The sequence below is a fragment of the Streptomyces sp. NPDC029164 genome (assembly GCF_055563995.1).
This window is the reverse complement of sequence record NZ_JBVHWW010000002.1, coordinates 97,626-115,612: the sequence shown is the minus strand read 5'-3', so window position 1 is coordinate 115,612 and position 17,987 is coordinate 97,626. Positions and strand designations below refer to the sequence as shown.

Here is a 17,987-nt window from a genome sequence, read left to right as displayed (position 1 = left end):
GGATTTCGGAGTGTCGTAGCGGCCCGAAGACCCTGTCTGGGCACTGTCCGGGCATCGTGTTTCACGTGAAACGTCGCTCTCTGCTGCACGGAATCATCAGCCGCGGTCGTGCGGCCGCGTCCCCCCTTCACCGCAAGGACGCAAGGGGGACGGAGTTGTCCACATCGGTGGATTCATCCACAGGAGTACGGGCCCCGCTGGTTCGCGACCCCGATGACATGGCAGGCTCTGTTCATCGCGAGCCTGATGTCGAGGAGAGTGACACCGTGCGGTCCGACGCCAACCTCGCGGGGCCGATGGCCGATCCGGTCCCCGGTCCCCGCTCTGAATCGGCGGGAGAGGATGTTTCACGTGAAACATTGCCTCCGCCCCTTGTAGACAACGACACACCCATCGGCCGAGCTGCCCAGCAGGCGGTCGAGGCGCTGGGGCGTACCGGAGAGCGGCTGCCCCGGCCGGAGCAGACCCGCGTCATCGTGGTCGCCAACCAGAAGGGCGGCGTGGGCAAGACCACGACGACTGTGAACCTGGCGGCCTCGCTGGCCCTGCACGGGGCACGGGTCCTGGTGGTCGACCTCGACCCGCAGGGCAATGCGTCCACGGCCCTGGGCATCGACCACCACGCGGACGTGCCGTCGATCTACGACGTGCTCGTGGACAGCCGGCCCCTCCTGGAGGTCGTCCAGCCGGTCGTGGATGTGGAGGGGCTCTTCTGCGCTCCGGCCACGATCGATCTGGCGGGTGCGGAGATCGAGCTGGTGTCGCTCGTGGCGCGGGAGAGCCGGCTGCAGCGGGCGATCCAGGCGTACGAGCAGCCCCTCGACTACATCCTGATCGACTGTCCTCCCTCGCTCGGGCTGCTGACGGTGAACGCGCTGGTGGCCGGCGCGGAGGTGCTGATCCCGATCCAGTGCGAGTATTACGCGCTGGAGGGCCTGGGCCAGCTGCTGCGCAACGTCGACCTGGTGCGAGCCCACCTCAACCCGACACTGCACGTGTCGACCATCCTGCTGACGATGTACGACGGCAGGACCCGGCTGGCCTCGCAGGTGGCGGAGGAGGTGCGCAGCCACTTCGGCAAGGAGGTGCTGCGGACGAGCATCCCCCGGTCGGTGCGCATTTCCGAGGCGCCGAGCTACGGGCAGACGGTGCTCACGTACGACCCGGGTTCAAGCGGTTCCCTCTCCTATCTGGAGGCGGCGCGAGAGATCGCGTATCGAGGGGTCGGAATGCAGTACGACGCCCAGCACGCCCATCTGGGCGCGGGCATGAACAGCACGCAGAGTGTGGCGGAGGGGATCCAGTGAGCGAGCGACGTAGAGGTCTGGGGCGGGGGCTCGGTGCGCTGATTCCCGCGGCCCCGCAGGAGAAGACGCCGCCGGTGATCAGTGCCGGTTCGACGTCTCCGTCGGCAGTGCCGGTCATGACGTCGGAGCGCGGGGTCGCGGCGGCGAAGCTCGCCTCGTTGGCGCAGGCCGATGTTTCACGTGAAACATCGCTCGCCGTCGTCCCGGCGCAAGAGCCGGATCCGGTGGCGGCCGAGACCAATGTGGTGGCCGGAGCTACGTTCGCGGAGCTTCCGATGGACGCGATCACGCCGAACCCGCGGCAGCCCCGCGAGGTGTTCGACGAGGACGCGCTCGCCGAGCTGGTGACCTCCATCCAGGAGGTGGGCCTGCTCCAGCCGGTGGTGGTGCGGCAGTCGGCTCCCGGTCGCTATGAGCTGATCATGGGTGAGCGGCGTTGGCGGGCCTGTCGGGAGGCCGGGCTGGAGGCCATTCCGGCGATCATCCGGGCGACGGACGACGAGAAGCTCCTCCTGGACGCGCTGCTGGAGAACCTGCACCGGGCTCAGCTGAACCCGCTGGAGGAGGCTGCGGCGTACGACCAGCTGCTCCAGGACTTCAACTGCACCCACGACCAGCTGGCGGACCGGATCGGGCGTTCGCGTCCCCAGGTGTCGAACACGCTGCGGCTGCTGAAGCTGTCGCCGTCGGTGCAGCGCCGGGTGGCCGCGGGCGTGCTGTCGGCCGGGCACGCGCGGGCACTGCTCTCGGTGGACGACTCCGAGGTGCAGGACCGGCTGGCGCACCGGATCGTGGCTGAGGGGCTGTCGGTGCGCGCGGTCGAGGAGATCGTGACGCTGATGGCCTCGGAGCCTTCGAGCGGGGTGAAGCCGAAGGGTCCGCGCGCGGGTACTCGGGTGGCTCCGGCGCTCAGCGAGCTGGCGACGCGGCTGTCGGACCGGTTCGAGACGCGGGTGAAGGTGGATCTGGGCCAGAAGAAGGGCAAGATCACCGTCGAGTTCGCGTCGATGGAGGATCTGGAGCGGATTCTGGGAACGCTGGCGCCGGGCGAGGGCCGGGTGCTGGAGCAGGGTCTTTCCGGGGAGTGATCCCGGGGCCGCCGCCGAGGGGCGGGTCGTGCCGGTGTGAACCGGCGCGGTCCGCCCCTTCGCCGTGCTGTCGAAGAACGAGGGGCCAGTGGATACGATGCGGTCATGGGTCGTCGGCTGGTACCGCTCACGCTGGACAACCTCCAGGACTTGCCGCGTCGTTGTCGGTCCTGCGTGTTCTGGGAACTGGACCCGGTCAGCGGCGAGGCGGCCGTGAAGGCGGGCACTCCGGCACTGGAGAAGGAGGCGTGGATCTCCGCTGTCCTTCTGGAGTGGGGATCCTGCGGCCGTGTGGTCTATGTGGACGAGGTTCCGGTGGGGTTCGTGCTGTACGCGCCGCCGGCGTACGTGCCACGGGCCACGGCATTTCCGACCAGCCCGGTCTCGCCGGATGCGGTGCAGCTGATCACCGCGTGGATCATGCCGGGGTATCAGGGGCAGGGCCTGGGGCGGGTCATGGTGCAGACGGTGGCGAAGGACCTGCTGCGGCGCGGCTTCCGGGCGATCGAGGCATTCGGGGATGCGCGCTGGGAAGGTCCGGCGTGTCTGCTGCCCGCGGACCATCTCCTGGCCGTGGGGTTCAAGACCGTACGGCCCCATCCGGTGCATCCGCGGCTTCGGCTGGAGCTGAGGTCGACGCTGTCCTGGAAGGAAGACGTGGAGCTGGCGCTGGACCGGCTGCTGGGCGCTGCGCGCAAGGAGCCGGCGCTGCGGCCCCTTTGAGCGGGATACGTGAAACGGGACCGCCCCAGGGAGGGGCGGTCCCGTTTCACGTGGAACCTCGGTGGTGCGTCAGGCGGTCTTGACCTGGACGAAGTCCGAGAGGTCACGCAGGATGGCGGCCTTCGGCTTGGCACCGACGATCGTCTTGGCGACCTCGCCGCGCTGGTAGACGTTCAGCGTCGGGATGGACATGACGCCGTACTTCGCAGCCGTGGCCGGGTTCTGGTCGATGTTGAGCTTGACGATCTCGATCTGGTCGCCGTACTCGGCGGCGATGGCCTCGAGGGACGGCGCGATCTGGCGGCACGGTCCGCACCATTCGGCCCAGAAGTCCACCAGTACGGGCTTCTCGCTCCTGAGGACCTCGGCGTCGAAGTCAGCGTCGGTCACGGTCTTGAGAGCCACGGCGGGCCTCCTTCTTTCCTGCGGGGTGGTGGGGTGTGGGATGAAGCGGTCAGACGGTGGCGGTCGCGGTCGCCTTCTCGGCGTCCGCGAGGGCGGCGAGGAAGCGCTCGGCGTCCAGGGCGGCGGAGCAACCGGTGCCCGCAGCGGTGATGGCCTGACGGTACGTGTGGTCCACGACGTCGCCGGCGCCGAACACGCCGGTGACGCTGGTGCGCGTGGAGGGCGCGTCGACCTTGAGGTAGCCCTCGTCGTCGAGGTCCAGCTGGTCCTTGAACAGCTCGGTGCGCGGGTCGTGGCCGACGGCGATGAACAGGCCGGTCACGGGCAGCGCGGAGGTCTCACCGGTCTTGGTGTTGCGCAGGGTGAGGCTGGAGAGCTTCTGGTCGCCGTGGATTTCGGCGACCTCACTGTCCCAGGCGAACTTGATCTTCGGGTCGGCGAAGGCACGGTCCTGCATGGCCTTCGAGGCGCGCAGGCTGTCGCGGCGGTGGACGATCGTGACGGACTTGGCGAAGCGCGAGAGGAAGGTGGCCTCCTCGATCGCGGTGTCGCCGCCGCCGACGACGGCGATGTCGTGGTCCTTGAAGAAGAACCCGTCGCACGTGGCGCACCAGGAGACGCCGCGGCCGGAGAGCGCGTCCTCGTTGGGGAGGCCGAGCTTGCGGTGCTGGGAGCCGGTGGTGACGATGACGGCCTTGGCGCGGTGCACGGTGCCGGCGGTGTCGGTGACGGTCTTGATCTCACCGCTGAGGTCCACGGACACGATGTCGTCCGGGACCAGCTCGGCGCCGAAGCGCTCGGCCTGACCGCGCATGTTGTCCATGAGGTCCGGGCCCATGATCCCGTCCTGGAAGCCCGGGAAGTTCTCCACCTCGGTGGTGTTCATCAGGGCGCCACCCGCGGTGACCGCGCCTTCGAAGACCAGGGGCTTGAGCGAAGCGCGTGCGGTGTACAGGGCGGCGGTGTAACCGGCCGGCCCGGAGCCGATGATGATCACGTTTCGTACGTCGCTCACGGGTTTCTTCCTCGTCTCTGCGGACTGCGTGCTGCCTACCGGGGGCCGGTGCGGGCTCTCACCCCACCCAACGGATCCTACGGCGCGTGCATTCCCCACCCGCCCCACTGTGGGCCTGAACCTGTCAGCTCCGGGGATAGGTACCCGTCAGGAGGAGCTTTCCGGGGGTGGCCGAGCCGCTGTTCTCGCAGCCCGAGTCGACCAGGAAGGCGTCCACGCGCGCGGAGTCGCCCGGGTGCGGAAGGACGAGGAGGTAGACGCCGGTGCCCTGGTAGTTGCCGCGCTCGGCGGCGAGCGGGGAGTCCGGACGGCCGGTGGCGCCCTGGACGCAGGCGGGGACGGACTCCGCCGCCCGCTTGTCGCCGGGGGCGACGCCCTGGTCCGGAGACGTGTTCTCCATGCCGTAGGTGTTGTTCTGCTCTCCCGGAGCGGTCTTGGCGCCCTGGGTGGCGATGAGCCCGCGCACCGTGTCCTGGAGCCCTTGTGCCGTGTAGTCGCCACCGCCCGAGACGGCCGCGCCCCGGTCCGAGGAGTTCGGGGTCTCCTTACGGGCGGCTGTGTCACCGGTGGGCGTACCGGAGAAATCGCCGAACAGGAAGAGGCCGAGGGCACAAGCAGCGGCTCCGACCAGGCCCGAGAGCACGGCGATCCGACGGCGGGCGCGGCGTCTGCCCGGACCGGTTGGGCCGGTCGGGTGACCGGCGGGCGATGTTTCACGTGAAACATCGCGGTCCCGGGGGGGCGTCCGTTCCTCGGGCGCGGCGTGGATCCGGGTTTGGGTGGCGTCGAGGAGGGCCTCGGCGGCGAGGGCCGCGTCGATGCGGCCGGCGATGTCACCGGGCATCCGGGCCGGACCCGGGAGGGTGCCGAGGAGCCCGCGGATCTCCTCCAGGGAGGCGTGGACGTCGGCGCACAGGGCGCAGTCGCCGAGATGCCGGCGGACTTCGGCGGTACGGGACGGGGAGAGGAGTCCTTCGGTCAGGTCGGAGATCTCCGAGACGTCCGGGTGCCGGATCGTGCCGGTCGTGCCGGTTGTGGGGCTCACGGTCGTCCACCTCCGCCCTTCACAGCGTCTGGGTCTGAATGCCTGGGCTCTGCCGCTGGTGGGACGGGTGGACCCGGCGTCCGGTTCCTTCCCCGCTCGGTGGCGGTGTTATCCACGGCATTCGTGCGCAGATGAGTGAGGAGGGGGACGAGTTTGGCCCGGCCGCGTGCGCACCGGCTCTTCACCGTGCCGGTGGGGACCTCGAGGATGCGAGCGGCTTCGGCGACGGGGTATCCCTGCATGTCGACGAGGACCAGCGCGGCCCGCTGATCGGCCGGGAGGGTGCTGAGGGCGGCCAGGAGCTGGCGGTGGAGGTCCTGGCGCTCCGCGGGGGCCTCGGCGGACTCGTGGGGCTCCAGGAGCCGCTCCAGGCGGTCCGTGTCGTCGAGGGGAGAAGTCCTGCGGGAGGCGGCCTTGCGGGCGCGGTCGAGGCAGGCGTTCACGGTGATGCGGTGCAGCCAGGTCGTGACGGCGGATTCCCCGCGGAAGGTGTGGGCGGCCCGGTAGGCGGAGACCAGGGCGTCCTGCACGGCGTCCGCGGCTTCCTCGCGGTCTCCGAGGGTCCGCAGCGCCACCGCCCACAACCGGTCCCGATGCCGCCTCACGAGCTCCCCGAACGCATCGGGATCACCGGCCACGTGCCGGGCCAGCAGATCCGCGTCACTGGCGTCGCCGGTCGTCGCGTCGTGCATCACACCTCGCCTCCCGGAGGGAGATTACGGCTTGGGCGGGGGAATGACGAGGGCCCGCCGTGCCGGTGCGCAGCGGGCCCGCGAGGGGGGATCAGGACCTAAGGGTTCGTACCGAGGATCTTGATCTCGCTGATGCCGCCGCGGTAGCTGTCCGACCCCTCGGGGGGCAGCGCGGTGATGTGGATCAGGATGTAGCGGGTCTTGATCGTGTGCCCGAGCGTGACGGCGAGGTTCTTCTCGACGGTCTTCTCCTCGGCGATCTGCTCGGGGAACTTGGCCAGCGACGTCGGTGAGGAGGCGTCGGGCGCGGCGGCGCGGACCTGGACCTTGTGCCCGGGGGCAGTGAGGTCCAGGTTGATGCCCGCCACCTCCTGCACGCTGCCGAGGTCGACGATGATGCCGCTGCCGGCCTTGCGGTTGTGGGTCTCGAGGTTTCCGAAGTTCGCGTAGCCGTCGTACCGGGGCGTGATCCAGCTGGTGGACGGGTCATTGTCGACCGTCTTGCCCGCGTCCTCCGGCTTCAGCGGGTCCCCACCAGGTGCGAACACGGAGACGCCGTTGACGGGCAGGGGCTTGCCGAGCGTCACGGGCTTCGGATCGTCCTCGGAATCGGTCGGTGTCTGGTTCGGGCCGTTGGTGCCGCCGTTGTTGCGCTCCAGGAGGGTGTCGGCCAGCTGCCAGCTGCCCAGGCCGAGGGCGGCGATGAGCAGCGCGGCGACACCCCACTTGAGGGCCCGGCCGGTACGGCTCTGCAGAGGGGGAGGCGGCGGCTGGACGGGCCGGATCTGGGCGGTGTGGACACCGGGAGGCGTGGGACGGCCGTAATTGCCCTGCTGGTAGGTGGTGTGCTGGTACTCCGGCGGGGCCGTGAAGGCGGGCTCCGGCGGCCGGATGCGGGGCATCGCGGCGACGGCCTTGGCCAGCTCCTCGGGGCTCGTGCAGGCGGGCTCCTGGCGGGAGGCGGTGGCCCCGTCGTTGGCGAGTGCCCGCATGGCGAGTTCACCCAGACCACGGTGGACACCGGCGCGCACCTGGTCGGGCGCGATCAGGCCCACGCCCTTGGGCAGGCCGGCGAGGCCGTACGCGTCGTTCTCGTACGGCCACCGCTGGGTGAGGGCGGCGTACAGGAGGGCACCGATGGCCTCGGTGTCAGCGCGCTGCGGGGTCTCGCTGGTGATGCCGCGCAGGGCGGCGTTCACCGCGAGGCCGCGGATCCGGTACTGGCCCGTGGAGGTGCGCAGTATCGCGCTGGGCGTCAGCCGCAGATGGGCCAGGCCTTCGCGGTGTGCGGCGGCCATGGCCTGGGAGACCTGGCTGACGAGCTGGTAGGCCTCGTGCGGTTCCAGGGGGCCTGCGGCGAGGAGTGCGGTGAGTTCGGTGGCGTCGGGCAGCCATTCGTGGACGACGTAGACGAGGTCGTTCTCCTCCACGGCGTCGAGGACCTGGACGAACCGGGGGTCGCCGAGGAGGGCGGAGGAGCGCGCGGCGGCCAGGACGGAGCGTGCCCGCGCGTGGTCGGCGGGCATCAGGTGGACGCCCACGGCACGCCGCAGTTTCTCGTCCATCGCGCGCCAGCTGCTGAATCCGTCCACACGGGTGACGCACTCCTCCAGCCGGTAGCGTCTGGCGAGCTTGTGGCCGCTGTGGAGTTCGGGTGCGGCCGCGGGGGCCGCCTTCGTGCGTTCGCCGTCCTTGTCGGGCATGGGTCCGTCCGCGGCTCGTCCGTTCTGGGTGTCCACCCCGTCGGACGTGGCCTTTGCCGCTTGCGCGGCCAGCGGCTCATCGCCGCTGTTGTCGGCCACGTCGACGGCAGCCGTGCTACGTTCCGCCACCGTCGTTCCTGCCTCCCCATCCGTTGCGCGCTGTAGGCCAGTCTGCGAAGCCATGCCAATTGTGCCCACAGTCCGACGCTATGCACGACACACGAACGGGGGCGACGGTTGTGCGCATCAGCGCCCCAAACGTCCGCGGACCATCCCGACCATCGCGTTGAGCTCTTCGATCCGCATCCGCTTGGCGGCGATGAGGAACACGGCCGCCAGGGCGATGCCTCCGGCCACGAGGGCGGCGGCGGAACCGGCGACTCCACTGCCCAGCCACTGGGTGACCGCGTAGGCGGCGGCACCCGCCACCGCGGCGGCGGGGACGCAGGCGCCGGTGAGGCGGGCGTAGGTGCGCATCACGTGGGCGCCGTCCAGGTCGCCGCCGAGGCGGTTCTTGAGCCGGCGCCAGGCGACGCCCACGCCGACGGTGTAGCCGAGGCCGTAGGCGGCGGCCATGCCGACGACCGCCCAGCGGGCGGGGAGCACGAAGAAGGAGGCCGCGGAGACGGCCGCGTTGACGGCGGCGACGATGACCGTGTTGTAGAAGGGCGTCCGGGTGTCCTCGTAGGCGTAGAAGCCGCGCAGGACGACGTACTGGACGGAGTACGGGATCAGCCCGAGGCCGAAGGCCATCAGGATGTAGCCGATGTTCTGCGCGCCCGAGCCCGAGCCGGCGTAGAGCAGGGTGGCCATCGGTACGCCGAGCGCGAGGAACGCGAAGGCGCACGGCACGATCGCGACGGCCGAGGTGCGCAGCCCGTAGGAGATGTCGTCGCGGACCGCGGCGGCGTCCCCGTCGTGGGCCGAGCGGGAGATGCGGGGCAGCACGGCCGTCATGACGGAGACGGTGATGATCGCCTGCGGCATCTGCCACAGCAGCAGCGCGTAGTTGTAGGCGGTGATGCCGGTACCGGAGTGGCCCTGCTTCTCGGCGATGGATCCGGCCCAGGTGGCGAACTGGGTGACGACGACGAGGCCGATCTGGTTGGCGAGGACGAAGAAGAACGTCCACTTGGCCAGTCGGGCGGCCTTGCCGAGGCCGTGGCCCTTCCAGTCGAAGCGCAGGCGCGGCCGGAAGCCCGCGTCGCGCAGGTAGGGCAGCATCGCGAGGGCCTGCACGGTGAGGCCGAGCAGTGTGCCCACACCCAGCAGGCGCACACCGTCGGCGGTGACCGTGGCGGCGTTGACGCCGGAGGTGGTGAAGCCGCCGAAGGCCCAGATGAAGGCGCCGAACGTGGCGATGACCACGATGTTGTTGAGGACCGGGGTCCACATCATCGCGCCGAACCGGCCGCGGGCGTTGAGGATCTGACCGAGGACCACGTGGACGCCCATGAAGAACATGGTCGGCAGGCAGTAGCGGGCGAACGCGACGGCCACTTCCATCTGCTGCGGGTCGGAGGCGATCTTCGGCGACATCATCGTGATGAACACCGGTGCGGCCAGGACACAGATGGTGGTGATGGCGGCCAGCAGGACCACGACGAGGGTCAGCAGGCGGTTGGCGTACGCCTCTCCGCCGTCCTTGTCGTTCTTCATGGCCCGGACCAGCTGCGGGATGAAGACGGCGTTGAGGGCGCCACCACCGACCAGCACGTAGATCATCGTGGGCAGGGTGTTGGCGATCTGGTACGTGTCGTTGAAGGTGCCCACGCCGATCGCGCCGGCGATGACCAGGGTGCGTCCGAAGCCGGTGATGCGCGAGACGATCGTGCCCGCGGCCATGAGCGCGCTGGACTTCAGCAGGCTGGAGGCGCGTCCGGCGGGCTTGCTGGGCGCCGGCGCCGCGACGGGGGCCTCCTCGGTGGGGGTGCGGGGCGCGGCCTCTTGGTCCCGGTAGAGGTGCGCGAAGGCATCGGGTTCCGGCTGCTCGTCCGCGGCCTGGGTGACGAGGGAGTCGACGCCGACGAACTGGGTGGTGGTGGCGTGGTCGCCGTACGGCAGGTGGCGGGAGGGACCGTCCGGCTCGGGCGGCGGGGTCTGGGCCCAGACGCGCGGGTCGGGGGAGTACGAGGGCGCGGTCGGCGCCGCGTAGAGCGGCCCGGGCTCCTGGTAGGTGCCGGGCGGCGGCGGGGGGTGCGAGGCGCGGTCGTAGAGGACCTCGGCGACGGGGTCCTGGGCGGACAGGTCCTGGGCCCGGTACGGGTCGTAGTCGTAGGCATCCTGGACATACGGGTCGCGTTCCGGCGCGGACGCAGGCGCGGGAACCTGCCCGGGCACCGGGGTGCCCGGGGCAGTGCCCTGGGAGGGCGCAGGCCCACCAGTGCCCTGCGCGCGGTCACCGTCGTACGGCGCGTTCATCGAAACCCCACCTCATCGTCCCCAGGCCGACCGGCCACGGCATCGCTCAACGGTCCACTGTCTCACCCGTGCCGGACCCCTCGGTGCTTTGCGGTCCGGTGTCCGTGGACTCGTCACTCGGCTGCGTGCTCTCCTCGGCGGCCGCGCGGGCTGCGACGCGCTTGCGGCTGGCGTACATCTTGATGCCTGCCAGGACCAGGAGGAGCACACCGCCGGCGATGACGAGCATCACGGTGGGGGTGATCTCGGTGGCCTCGACGGTGAACCGTCGTGCCTTGCCGTAGGGGACGCCGTCCTTGGTGAACAGCTGCGCCGTGACCTCGACCGGACCGCTCGCGGTGGCGTTGGCGGTGAACTTCACGGTCTGGGTGTGGTCGCCCTGGACGGTCACCTGCTGCTCGGCCTGGCCGCTGTCGCCGAACATCAGACGGGTCGGGTTGGCGGACTTCACCCGCAGGACCAGGTCGTGGACGTCCTGGACGAGGCTGTTCTGGACGCTGACCGGGATGGTGGCGCTGTGTCCGGACAGGGTGGCGTCGGACTTGGGGATGACCTTGACCTTCTCGGTGAGACCGATCAGGTAGTCCTGCACCTGGTCCCGGTAGAGGCGGGCCTCCTCGGGACGCCCGCGCCAGGACGTGGACATCTCCCGGTTGGTGGTGTTGCCGAAGGGGATCTCCACGCGGTCGGGCGCGGCCAGGATCACCTTGAAGTGGTCGAGGGTGTTCTGCGTGGTGCGGATCTTCTCGAAGGCCGACACCGGCAGCTCCTGCTTGCGCAGGGCCTCGGGGTACTGCCCGGCGCCCGGCACCTGGGTGGCGGCCCCGGGATCGGGCTTGGCGGCGGCCGCGGCCTCGAGGTCCCCGGGCTGTGTCCACCGGCCCGCCTGGAGCCCGCGTACGGCCGCGGCCATCGTCTGCACCTGGCTGACGCTGGGCGTCCGCTGCGGGGCGACGACGAAGCTGCGCTGCTCGTCGGTCTTCTGCAGGTTGAGGGCGAGGCTGTGGGCGAGGAACCGCTGCACGGCCAGGGTCGAGGTTCCGGCGTTCAGCATGTCGCCCTCGAAGGCGGTGGACAGATCGGCGTCCGCGACGACGGCGGTGGTGCCGGCGCCGATGGGCCGGGCGGCCGAGGGCGTGTAGCCGAGGGCTCCGCTCTCCACGAGGCTGTCGCTGCGGGTGAGGACGTTGTGGGCGCCGGCCGAGGTGGCGACGTTGACGATCGAGGGATCGATGGCGCCGTTCACGGGCCAGGAGAAGTCGGTGGACGCCGTGACGTGCAGCACGGTCTCGACGGCCTGCTTCGCCTTGTCCGTGGCGGGGCGCAGCTGGCCCAGGGTGCCCGAGACGTCCTTGCCGTGGTGGGCGAGGGAGGCGAGGTCGGGGTCCGCGAAGGGCAGGGCGACGACCTTCTTGCCCTGGACCGCGGCTTCCAGGGAGCTCAGCCACTGCTCGGCGACGGCCTTGTTCTTGCCCTGGACGGGCTTTCCGCCCGGGGTGCGGACCCGGTAGCCCTTGGTCATCGCGTCGACCGTGTAGAGCAGGTCGGGGTCGATGACCCAGGTGATCGGCAGGTCCTTGCCGAGGGTGACCATCTGCTCCAGGCGGCCGCCGGGCTTGAGCTCGTCGGCGAGCGAGTCGTCGAGGAAGACGGGGGTCTGGAGCTCGTCGGAGCCGGTCTCCGCGGTGACGCGGGTGGTGGAGATCAGCGGCCACGCGTAGGTGAGCTGGGAGCGCTTGGAGGCCGCTTCCGGCTGCCAGGGCAGGAAGGTCCGCTTGATTCCCAGGACCTGTTCGGACGGGCGGCTCTCGGTCGCCCCGGAAAGGGAGACGCCGAGCTGGTAGACCCCGTCCTTGTCCAGTTCGAGCTTGTTCACCGGGACGGTCAGGGTGAAGTCCTGGCGGACCTTCGACGGCAGCGAGGCGATCTTCACGGCGTAGGCCGGATCGATCTCGCCCGGGTCGGCGCCGGCCCGGAAGCCGTTGCGTTCCGCGGCCTCGTCGATGGAGGACCGGTCCGCGAGCGCGGGTCCGACCCGCAGTCCGACGTGCGCGTCGTTGATCGTCTCGGAGCCGGTGTTCACCACGGTCCCGGAGATCGTCAGGGTGTCCCCCTTGACCGGCGCGGCGGGGGTCATGGACGTCAGCTGGACGTCCACACCGGTCGCCTGGACCGCCTGGGCCTTGGGGGCGGGAGAGTAGACTAGGGCGGCCATCACGGGCGTCCCGGCGAGCAGGACGATCGCGCGCCGCAGCCAGCGGCGCCGGACAGGAGCGGGGGACGCCCCCTGGATGTCTGCCGCCTCGGCCACGCGCTAGCCCGTTCCTCGAAGTGTCAGTGCTCGTCTTTTGTGCGTCCACGCATGGTAACGAGACCCGCTGTGTGCGAGTGCCGCGCCTTGCTCCACATGATCGGCTCAGCCCGGGGGCGGCCGTGTACCGGGGTCGCGTAAAACGGGGCGGCCCCCGGTGAGCCGGGCACGTACCCTTTTCTGTTGTGCCGAACGCCAACGAAGACACCCCCCAGGCCCTGAGTCAGGTGCAGCGCCGCGCGGTCAGTGAACTGCTGCGGGTCGCCCCTGTCGCCGACGAGCTCGGCCGCCGATTCCAGGAGGCGGGCTTCCGCCTCGCCCTGGTCGGCGGGTCCGTCCGCGATGCGCTGCTCGGGCGTCTCGGCAACGATCTCGACTTCACCACCGACGCCCGCCCCGAGGACGTGCTGAAGATCGTCCGGCCGTGGGCCGACTCGGTGTGGGACGTGGGCATCGCCTTCGGCACCGTCGGGGCGCAGAAGAGCGCCCGCGTCGGGGACGTCGTGCGGAACTTCCAGATCGAGGTGACGACGTACCGCTCGGAAGCCTACGACCGCACCTCGCGCAAGCCCGAGGTCTCCTACGGCGACTCGATCGACGAGGACCTGGTCCGGCGCGACTTCACGGTGAACGCCATGGCCCTGGCCCTGCCAGAGCAGGAGTTCATCGACCCGCACGGGGGCCTGGAGGACCTGGCCGCCGGTGTGCTGCGCACCCCCGGGACCCCGGAGGACTCCTTCTCCGACGACCCGCTGCGGATGCTGCGGGCGGCGCGGTTCTCCGCGCAGCTGGACTTCGAGGTCGCCCCGGAGGTCGTGGCGGCCATGAAGGCGATGTCCGACCGCATCGAGATCGTCTCGGCGGAGCGGGTCCAGGGCGAGCTGAACAAGCTGATCCTGTCGGCCAACCCGCGCCGGGGTCTGGGACTGTTGGTGGACACGGGGCTCGCGGACCGGGTCCTGCCCGAGCTTCCCGCGCTGCGGCTGGAGAGTGACGAGCACCACCGGCACAAGGACGTCTACGACCACTCGCTGATCGTGCTGGAGCAGGCGATCGCCCTGGAGGAGGACGGTCCGGACCTGGTGCTGCGCCTCGCGGCCCTGCTGCACGACATCGGCAAGCCCCGCACCCGCCGCTTCGAGAGCGACGGCCGCGTCTCCTTCCACCACCACGAGGTGGTGGGGGCGAAGATGACCAAGAAGCGGCTGACCGCGCTGAAGTACTCCAACGACATGATCAAGGACGTGTCCCGGTTGGTGGAGCTGCACCTGCGCTTCCACGGCTACGGCGACGGGGAATGGACCGACTCCGCGGTGCGGCGCTACGTCCGCGACGCCGGTCCGCTGCTGGAGCGCCTGCACAAGCTGACCCGGTCCGACTGCACCACGCGCAACAAGCGCAAGGCCAACGCCCTCTCCCGGACCTACGACGGGCTCGAGGAGCGCATCGCGCAGCTGCAGGAGCAGGAAGAGCTGGACGCGATCCGGCCCGACCTGGACGGCAACGAGATCATGCAGGTGCTGGACGTCGGCCCGGGTCCGGTGATCGGCAAGGCGTACGCCTTCCTGATGGAGCTGAGGCTGGAGAACGGCCCGATGGGGCGTGACGCCGCCGTCGTCGCGCTCAAGGAGTGGTGGGCCGCGCAGGCCTGACGAACGACCGCCGGCGTCGATGTTTCACGTGAAACATCGACGCCGACCGTCGTTCGGGGGAGCCCTCAGACGAGACGTCGCTCCTGCCGGCCCAGCAGCAGCGCGGTCGCGGCGTAGAGGGCGGACACAGAGAGGATCAGGGCCACCGAGCGCCCGTCGGCGGGGAGCATGAGGGCGGCCACCGCCGCCGCTCCCACGAAGGCGACGTTGAAGAGCACGTCGTAGACGGAGAAGACGCGGCCGCGGAAGTCGTCGTCCACCCGGCACTGGACCTCCGTGTCGGTGGCGATCTTGGCCCCTTGGGTGGCGAGGCCGAGGACGAAGGCGGCGACCAGCATCGGCCCCGGGGCGAAGAACAGGCCGAGGGCCGGCACCAGGACCGCGGCTCCCGCGGAGCAGGCTGTGATCCAGCCGAGGGTGCCCAGCCGGCCCGCCAGCCAGGGCGTCACGACGGCCGCCGCGAAGAACCCCGCCCCGGAGGCGCCGACCGCGACGCCGAGCAGGGCCAGCCCGTCGGCCTCGTTGTCAGACCAGGAGTAGCGGCAGAGCATCAGCAGCATGACGAACAGGGCGCCGTAGCAGAACCGCATCATGGTCATCGCGGCGAGTGCCCGGGCCGCCTCGCGCCGGCCGGCCAGGTGCCTGAGGCCTTCGGCCATGCCCCGCACGGTGAGGGCGACCCCTTCGGCTACGGAGGGGTTGACCCGGCCGGCGGGATGGTCGGGGCCGAGGAGGCCGATGGCCAGGCGCAGGGAGACGAGGGCCGCACACAGGTAGAACCCGGCCCCGAGCAGGACGACGAGGGCGTTGGAGTCGGAGGCCAGCAGCCGTACGAGGAAGGCCAGCCCGCCGCCCGCGACCGCTGCCAGGGTTCCGGCGGTGGGGGAGAGCGCGTTCGCGGTGACCAGCTGATCGGGGCCGACGACGCGGGGCAGCGAGGCCGCGAGCCCGGCCAGTACGAAGCGGTTGACGGCGGTCACGGACAGCGCCGAGGCGTAGAACAGCCAGTCGGGCACCTCCGCGACGATCAGCATCCCGGTGACACAGGCGAGGAAGGCGCGCAGCAGATTGCCGTAGAGGAAGACCTGCCGCCGGCGCCAGCGGTCGAGCAGCACCCCGGCGAAGGGGCCGATCAGCGAATAGGGCAGGAGCAGCACCGCCATGGCCGAGGCGATGGCCGCCGGCGAGGTCTGCTTCTCCGGGGAGAAGACCACGTAGGTGGCGAGGGCGACCTGGTACACGCCGTCCGCCGCCTGGGAGAGCAGCCGTACGGCGAGCAGGTTGCGGAAGTCCCTGAGGCGCAGGAGTACGCGCAGATCACGTACGACAGGCATGAGGGCAAGGGTCACATACGCGGAGGGTCCCCGGGCATATTGCCCGGGGACCCTCCGCGGAAGAACAGTCGAAGTCCAGGTGTCCTCGCGGACCCTTGGGGTTCGACTAGCGCTCGACCTCGCCCTTGATGAACTTCTCGACGTTCGCGTAGGCCTCGTCGTCGAAGTACTGCACCGGCGGGGACTTCATGAAGTAGCTGGACGCCGACAGGATCGGGCCACCGATACCGCGGTCCTTGGCGATCTTCGCGGCGCGCAGGGCGTCGATGATGACACCGGCGGAGTTCGGGGAGTCCCACACCTCGAGCTTGTACTCGAGGTTCAGCGGGACGTCGCCGAAGGCACGGCCTTCGAGGCGGACGTAGGCCCACTTGCGGTCGTCGAGCCACGCGACGTAGTCGGACGGGCCGATGTGGACGTTCTTCTCGCCGAGCTCACGGTCGGGGATCTGCGAGGTGACGGCCTGCGTCTTGGAGATCTTCTTCGACTCGAGGCGGTCGCGCTCGAGCATGTTCTTGAAGTCCATGTTGCCGCCGACGTTGAGCTGCATGGTGCGCTCAAGACGGACACCGCGGTCCTCGAACAGCTTCGCCATCACGCGGTGCGTGATGGTGGCGCCCACCTGGGACTTGATGTCGTCGCCGACGATCGGGACACCGGCCTCGGTGAACTTGTCAGCCCACTCCTTGGTGCCGGCGATGAAGACCGGGAGGGCGTTGACGAAGGCGACCTTGGCGTCGATGGCGCACTGGGCGTAGAACTTCGCCGCAGCCTCGGAACCGACCGGCAGGTAGCAGATCAGGACGTCGACCTCGCGGTCCTTGAGGACCTGGACCACGTCGACCGGAGCCTCGGCGGACTCCTCGATCGTCTGGCGGTAGTACTTGCCCAGGCCGTCCAGGGTGTGGCCGCGCTGAACGGTCACACCGGCGTTCGGGACGTCGCAGATCTTGATGGTGTTGTTCTCGCTGGCGCCGATGGCGTCCGAAAGGTCGAGGCCGACCTTCTTCGCGTCGACGTCGAACGCGGCGACGAACTCGATGTCACGCACGTGGTAGTCGCCGAACTGGACGTGCATCAGACCGGGGACCTTGGCCGCCGGGTCGGCGTCCTTGTAGTACTCGACGCCCTGCACCAGCGAGGCGGCGCAGTTGCCTACGCCGACGATGGCTACGCGAACCGAACCCATTCCGGTTGCTCCCTGTTTGTTCTCGGACGAGGTCTGCGAGATGCAGGCCTCATTTTTCAGTTTCGTCGGACGGACCGGACCTTCTGCGATCCCGTCCCGCCCGCTCACTCTCGATGAGCTCGTTCAGCCAGCGCACTTCGCGCTCCACGGATTCCATGCCGTGCCGCTGCAGCTCGAGCGTGTAGTCGTCGAGGCGCTCCCGCGTACGGACGAGGGAGGCGCGCATCTTCTCCAGACGCTCCTCCAGCCGGCTGCGGCGGCCCTCCAGTACCCGCATGCGCACGTCTCGTTCGGTCTGGCCGAAGAAGGCGAAGCGGGCGGCGAAGGACTCGTCCTCCCAGGTGTCGGGGCCCGTGTGGGAGAGGAGCTCCTCGAAGTGCTCCTTACCCGCGGCCGTCAACCGGTAGACGATCTTGGCGCGGCGCCCTGCGAGTGAAGCGGCGAGAGCGTCCTCCGGGGCGTTGCCCGGTTCTTCGATCAACCAGCCGTTGGCCACCAGCGTCTTGAGGCAGGGGTAGAGCGTCCCGTAGCTGAAGGCTCGGAACACCCCCAGCGAGGTGTTGAGCCGCTTGCGCAGCTCATAGCCGTGCATGGGGGACTCGCGCAGGAGGCCGAGGACGGCGAACTCGAGGATGCCTGAGCGTCTGCTCATCCGCCTGCCTCTCCTCCGCCCCTGAGCCTTTATGCCGAGCTGATGTATCGACTCGATACATCCAGACGATAGAACGGGGCGCCCTGATCGACAAGGGGTGATCTGGTGACCGGTGTCACATCACCAATTCGCACCAGTGGAGTTGCCTGATTTGGGGTGAACTTCGGCACTGGTCGGGTTTTGAGCGTGCGTAGTCTGTGGGCCATGACACCGGGGGAACCGGAATTCATCTGCCGCTTCCAGGCCACTCGCCTGCCCGAGGAGTAGTCGTTCGATGAGCGAGCACCGCCGCAAACCGCCGCAGCCCCAGGGTGGTGGGCGGGCCTCAGCCCGCCGCGCCGCTCAGCAGCGCCCCGGGGGGGGGGGGGGGGGGGGACAGGGGGGCCCCCCCCCCCCCCCCCCCCCCCCCCCCCCCCCCAACACCCACACCCCGAGCCCCCCCTCGGTCCC

Annotated in this window: 14 protein-coding genes; 4 read left to right on the top strand and 10 right to left on the bottom strand. The window is 70.0% G+C overall.

The features are described from left to right. The first annotated feature begins 218 nt into the window (after positions 1-218). The 3 genes from ACZ4VT_RS03030 to ACZ4VT_RS03020 all read left to right on the top strand — a co-directional run bounded on the left by ACZ4VT_RS03030 (position 219) and on the right by ACZ4VT_RS03020 (position 3,118). Positions 219-1,307: a ParA family protein gene (locus tag ACZ4VT_RS03030; RefSeq protein ID WP_362799330.1), complete on the top strand. Its 1,089-nt coding sequence runs from the start codon at positions 219-221 to the stop codon at positions 1,305-1,307. Further along, the gene (locus ACZ4VT_RS03025) at positions 1,304-2,395 is read left to right on the top strand and encodes a ParB/RepB/Spo0J family partition protein (RefSeq protein WP_351290156.1); all 1,092 of its coding nucleotides are present in this window, start codon (positions 1,304-1,306) and stop codon (positions 2,393-2,395) included. The genes ACZ4VT_RS03030 and ACZ4VT_RS03025 overlap by 4 nt, the downstream gene beginning before the upstream one ends. Positions 2,396-2,500: 105 nt before the next feature. Continuing rightward, positions 2,501-3,118, top strand: coding sequence for a GNAT family N-acetyltransferase (locus ACZ4VT_RS03020; protein ID WP_030707724.1), 618 nt, complete (start codon positions 2,501-2,503; stop codon positions 3,116-3,118). 69 nt (positions 3,119-3,187) lie between these two features. Here the strand turns inward: ACZ4VT_RS03020 and trxA are convergent, their stop codons facing one another. The 7 genes from trxA to ACZ4VT_RS02985 all read right to left on the bottom strand — a co-directional run bounded on the left by trxA (position 3,188) and on the right by ACZ4VT_RS02985 (position 12,710). Then, on the bottom strand, positions 3,188-3,523 hold the full coding sequence (gene trxA / locus ACZ4VT_RS03015; RefSeq protein ID WP_467946059.1) for a thioredoxin: 336 nt from the start codon (positions 3,521-3,523) through the stop codon (positions 3,188-3,190). A gap of 49 nt (positions 3,524-3,572) precedes the next feature. Beyond that, positions 3,573-4,538, bottom strand: coding sequence for a thioredoxin-disulfide reductase (gene trxB / locus ACZ4VT_RS03010; protein ID WP_362799335.1), 966 nt, complete (start codon positions 4,536-4,538; stop codon positions 3,573-3,575). A gap of 124 nt (positions 4,539-4,662) precedes the next feature. Beyond that, positions 4,663-5,583, bottom strand: a complete 921-nt coding sequence (locus tag ACZ4VT_RS03005) for an anti-sigma factor family protein (RefSeq protein WP_467946057.1) — start codon at positions 5,581-5,583, stop codon at positions 4,663-4,665. Beyond that, positions 5,580-6,275, bottom strand: a complete 696-nt coding sequence (sigM, locus tag ACZ4VT_RS03000) for an RNA polymerase sigma factor SigM (protein WP_362799341.1) — start codon at positions 6,273-6,275, stop codon at positions 5,580-5,582. Before sigM ends, ACZ4VT_RS03005 begins: the two co-directional genes overlap by 4 nt. Before the next feature lie 98 nt (positions 6,276-6,373). After that, entirely contained in the window at positions 6,374-8,107 is a 1,734-nt protein-coding gene (locus tag ACZ4VT_RS02995; RefSeq protein WP_467946055.1) for a protein kinase family protein, read from the bottom strand. Positions 8,108-8,224: 117 nt separating this feature from the next. Beyond that, positions 8,225-10,399 carry a murein biosynthesis integral membrane protein MurJ gene (murJ, locus tag ACZ4VT_RS02990; RefSeq protein WP_467946053.1) on the bottom strand — a complete coding sequence of 725 codons (2,175 nt, stop codon included), beginning with the start codon at positions 10,397-10,399 and terminating at the stop codon, positions 8,225-8,227. A gap of 46 nt (positions 10,400-10,445) precedes the next feature. Next, positions 10,446-12,710, bottom strand: a complete 2,265-nt coding sequence (locus tag ACZ4VT_RS02985) for a DUF6049 family protein (protein WP_467946052.1) — start codon at positions 12,708-12,710, stop codon at positions 10,446-10,448. A 185-nt stretch (positions 12,711-12,895) separates the two neighbouring features. Between ACZ4VT_RS02985 and ACZ4VT_RS02980 the strand changes: the two genes are divergently transcribed. Then, positions 12,896-14,362, top strand: a complete 1,467-nt coding sequence (locus ACZ4VT_RS02980; RefSeq protein WP_467946050.1) for a CCA tRNA nucleotidyltransferase — start codon at positions 12,896-12,898, stop codon at positions 14,360-14,362. Between the two features lie 65 nt (positions 14,363-14,427). Here ACZ4VT_RS02980 and ACZ4VT_RS02975 read toward each other — a convergent pair whose 3' ends face one another. The 3 genes from ACZ4VT_RS02975 to ACZ4VT_RS02965 all read right to left on the bottom strand — a co-directional run bounded on the left by ACZ4VT_RS02975 (position 14,428) and on the right by ACZ4VT_RS02965 (position 17,537). Then, positions 14,428-15,696, bottom strand: coding sequence for an MFS transporter (locus ACZ4VT_RS02975; RefSeq protein ID WP_467946048.1), 1,269 nt, complete (start codon positions 15,694-15,696; stop codon positions 14,428-14,430). Between the two features lie 106 nt (positions 15,697-15,802). Further along, on the bottom strand, positions 15,803-16,885 hold the full coding sequence (locus tag ACZ4VT_RS02970) for an inositol-3-phosphate synthase (protein WP_030707739.1): 1,083 nt from the start codon (positions 16,883-16,885) through the stop codon (positions 15,803-15,805). Positions 16,886-16,934: 49 nt separating this feature from the next. Next, complete coding sequence (locus ACZ4VT_RS02965) at positions 16,935-17,537, bottom strand: PadR family transcriptional regulator (protein WP_030707740.1); 603 nt, start codon at positions 17,535-17,537, stop codon at positions 16,935-16,937. Positions 17,538-17,987 lie beyond the last annotated feature (450 nt).

What these genes read in the sequence shown, in the direction of transcription:
- ACZ4VT_RS03030 (WP_362799330.1), top strand. Translation starts at nt 219, where the DNA reads ATGGCAGGCTCTGTTCATCGCGAGCCTGATGTCGAGGAGAGTGACACC.
- ACZ4VT_RS03020 (WP_030707724.1), top strand. Translation starts at nt 2,501, where the DNA reads ATGGGTCGTCGGCTGGTACCGCTCACGCTGGACAACCTCCAGGACTTG.
- sigM (WP_362799341.1), bottom strand. Translation starts at nt 6,275, where the DNA reads ATGCACGACGCGACGACCGGCGACGCCAGTGACGCGGATCTGCTGGCC.
- murJ (WP_467946053.1), bottom strand. Translation starts at nt 10,399, where the DNA reads ATGAACGCGCCGTACGACGGTGACCGCGCGCAGGGCACTGGTGGGCCT.
- ACZ4VT_RS02975 (WP_467946048.1), bottom strand. Translation starts at nt 15,696, where the DNA reads ATGCCTGTCGTACGTGATCTGCGCGTACTCCTGCGCCTCAGGGACTTC.
- ACZ4VT_RS02970 (WP_030707739.1), bottom strand. Translation starts at nt 16,885, where the DNA reads ATGGGTTCGGTTCGCGTAGCCATCGTCGGCGTAGGCAACTGCGCCGCC.
- ACZ4VT_RS02965 (WP_030707740.1), bottom strand. Translation starts at nt 17,537, where the DNA reads ATGAGCAGACGCTCAGGCATCCTCGAGTTCGCCGTCCTCGGCCTCCTG.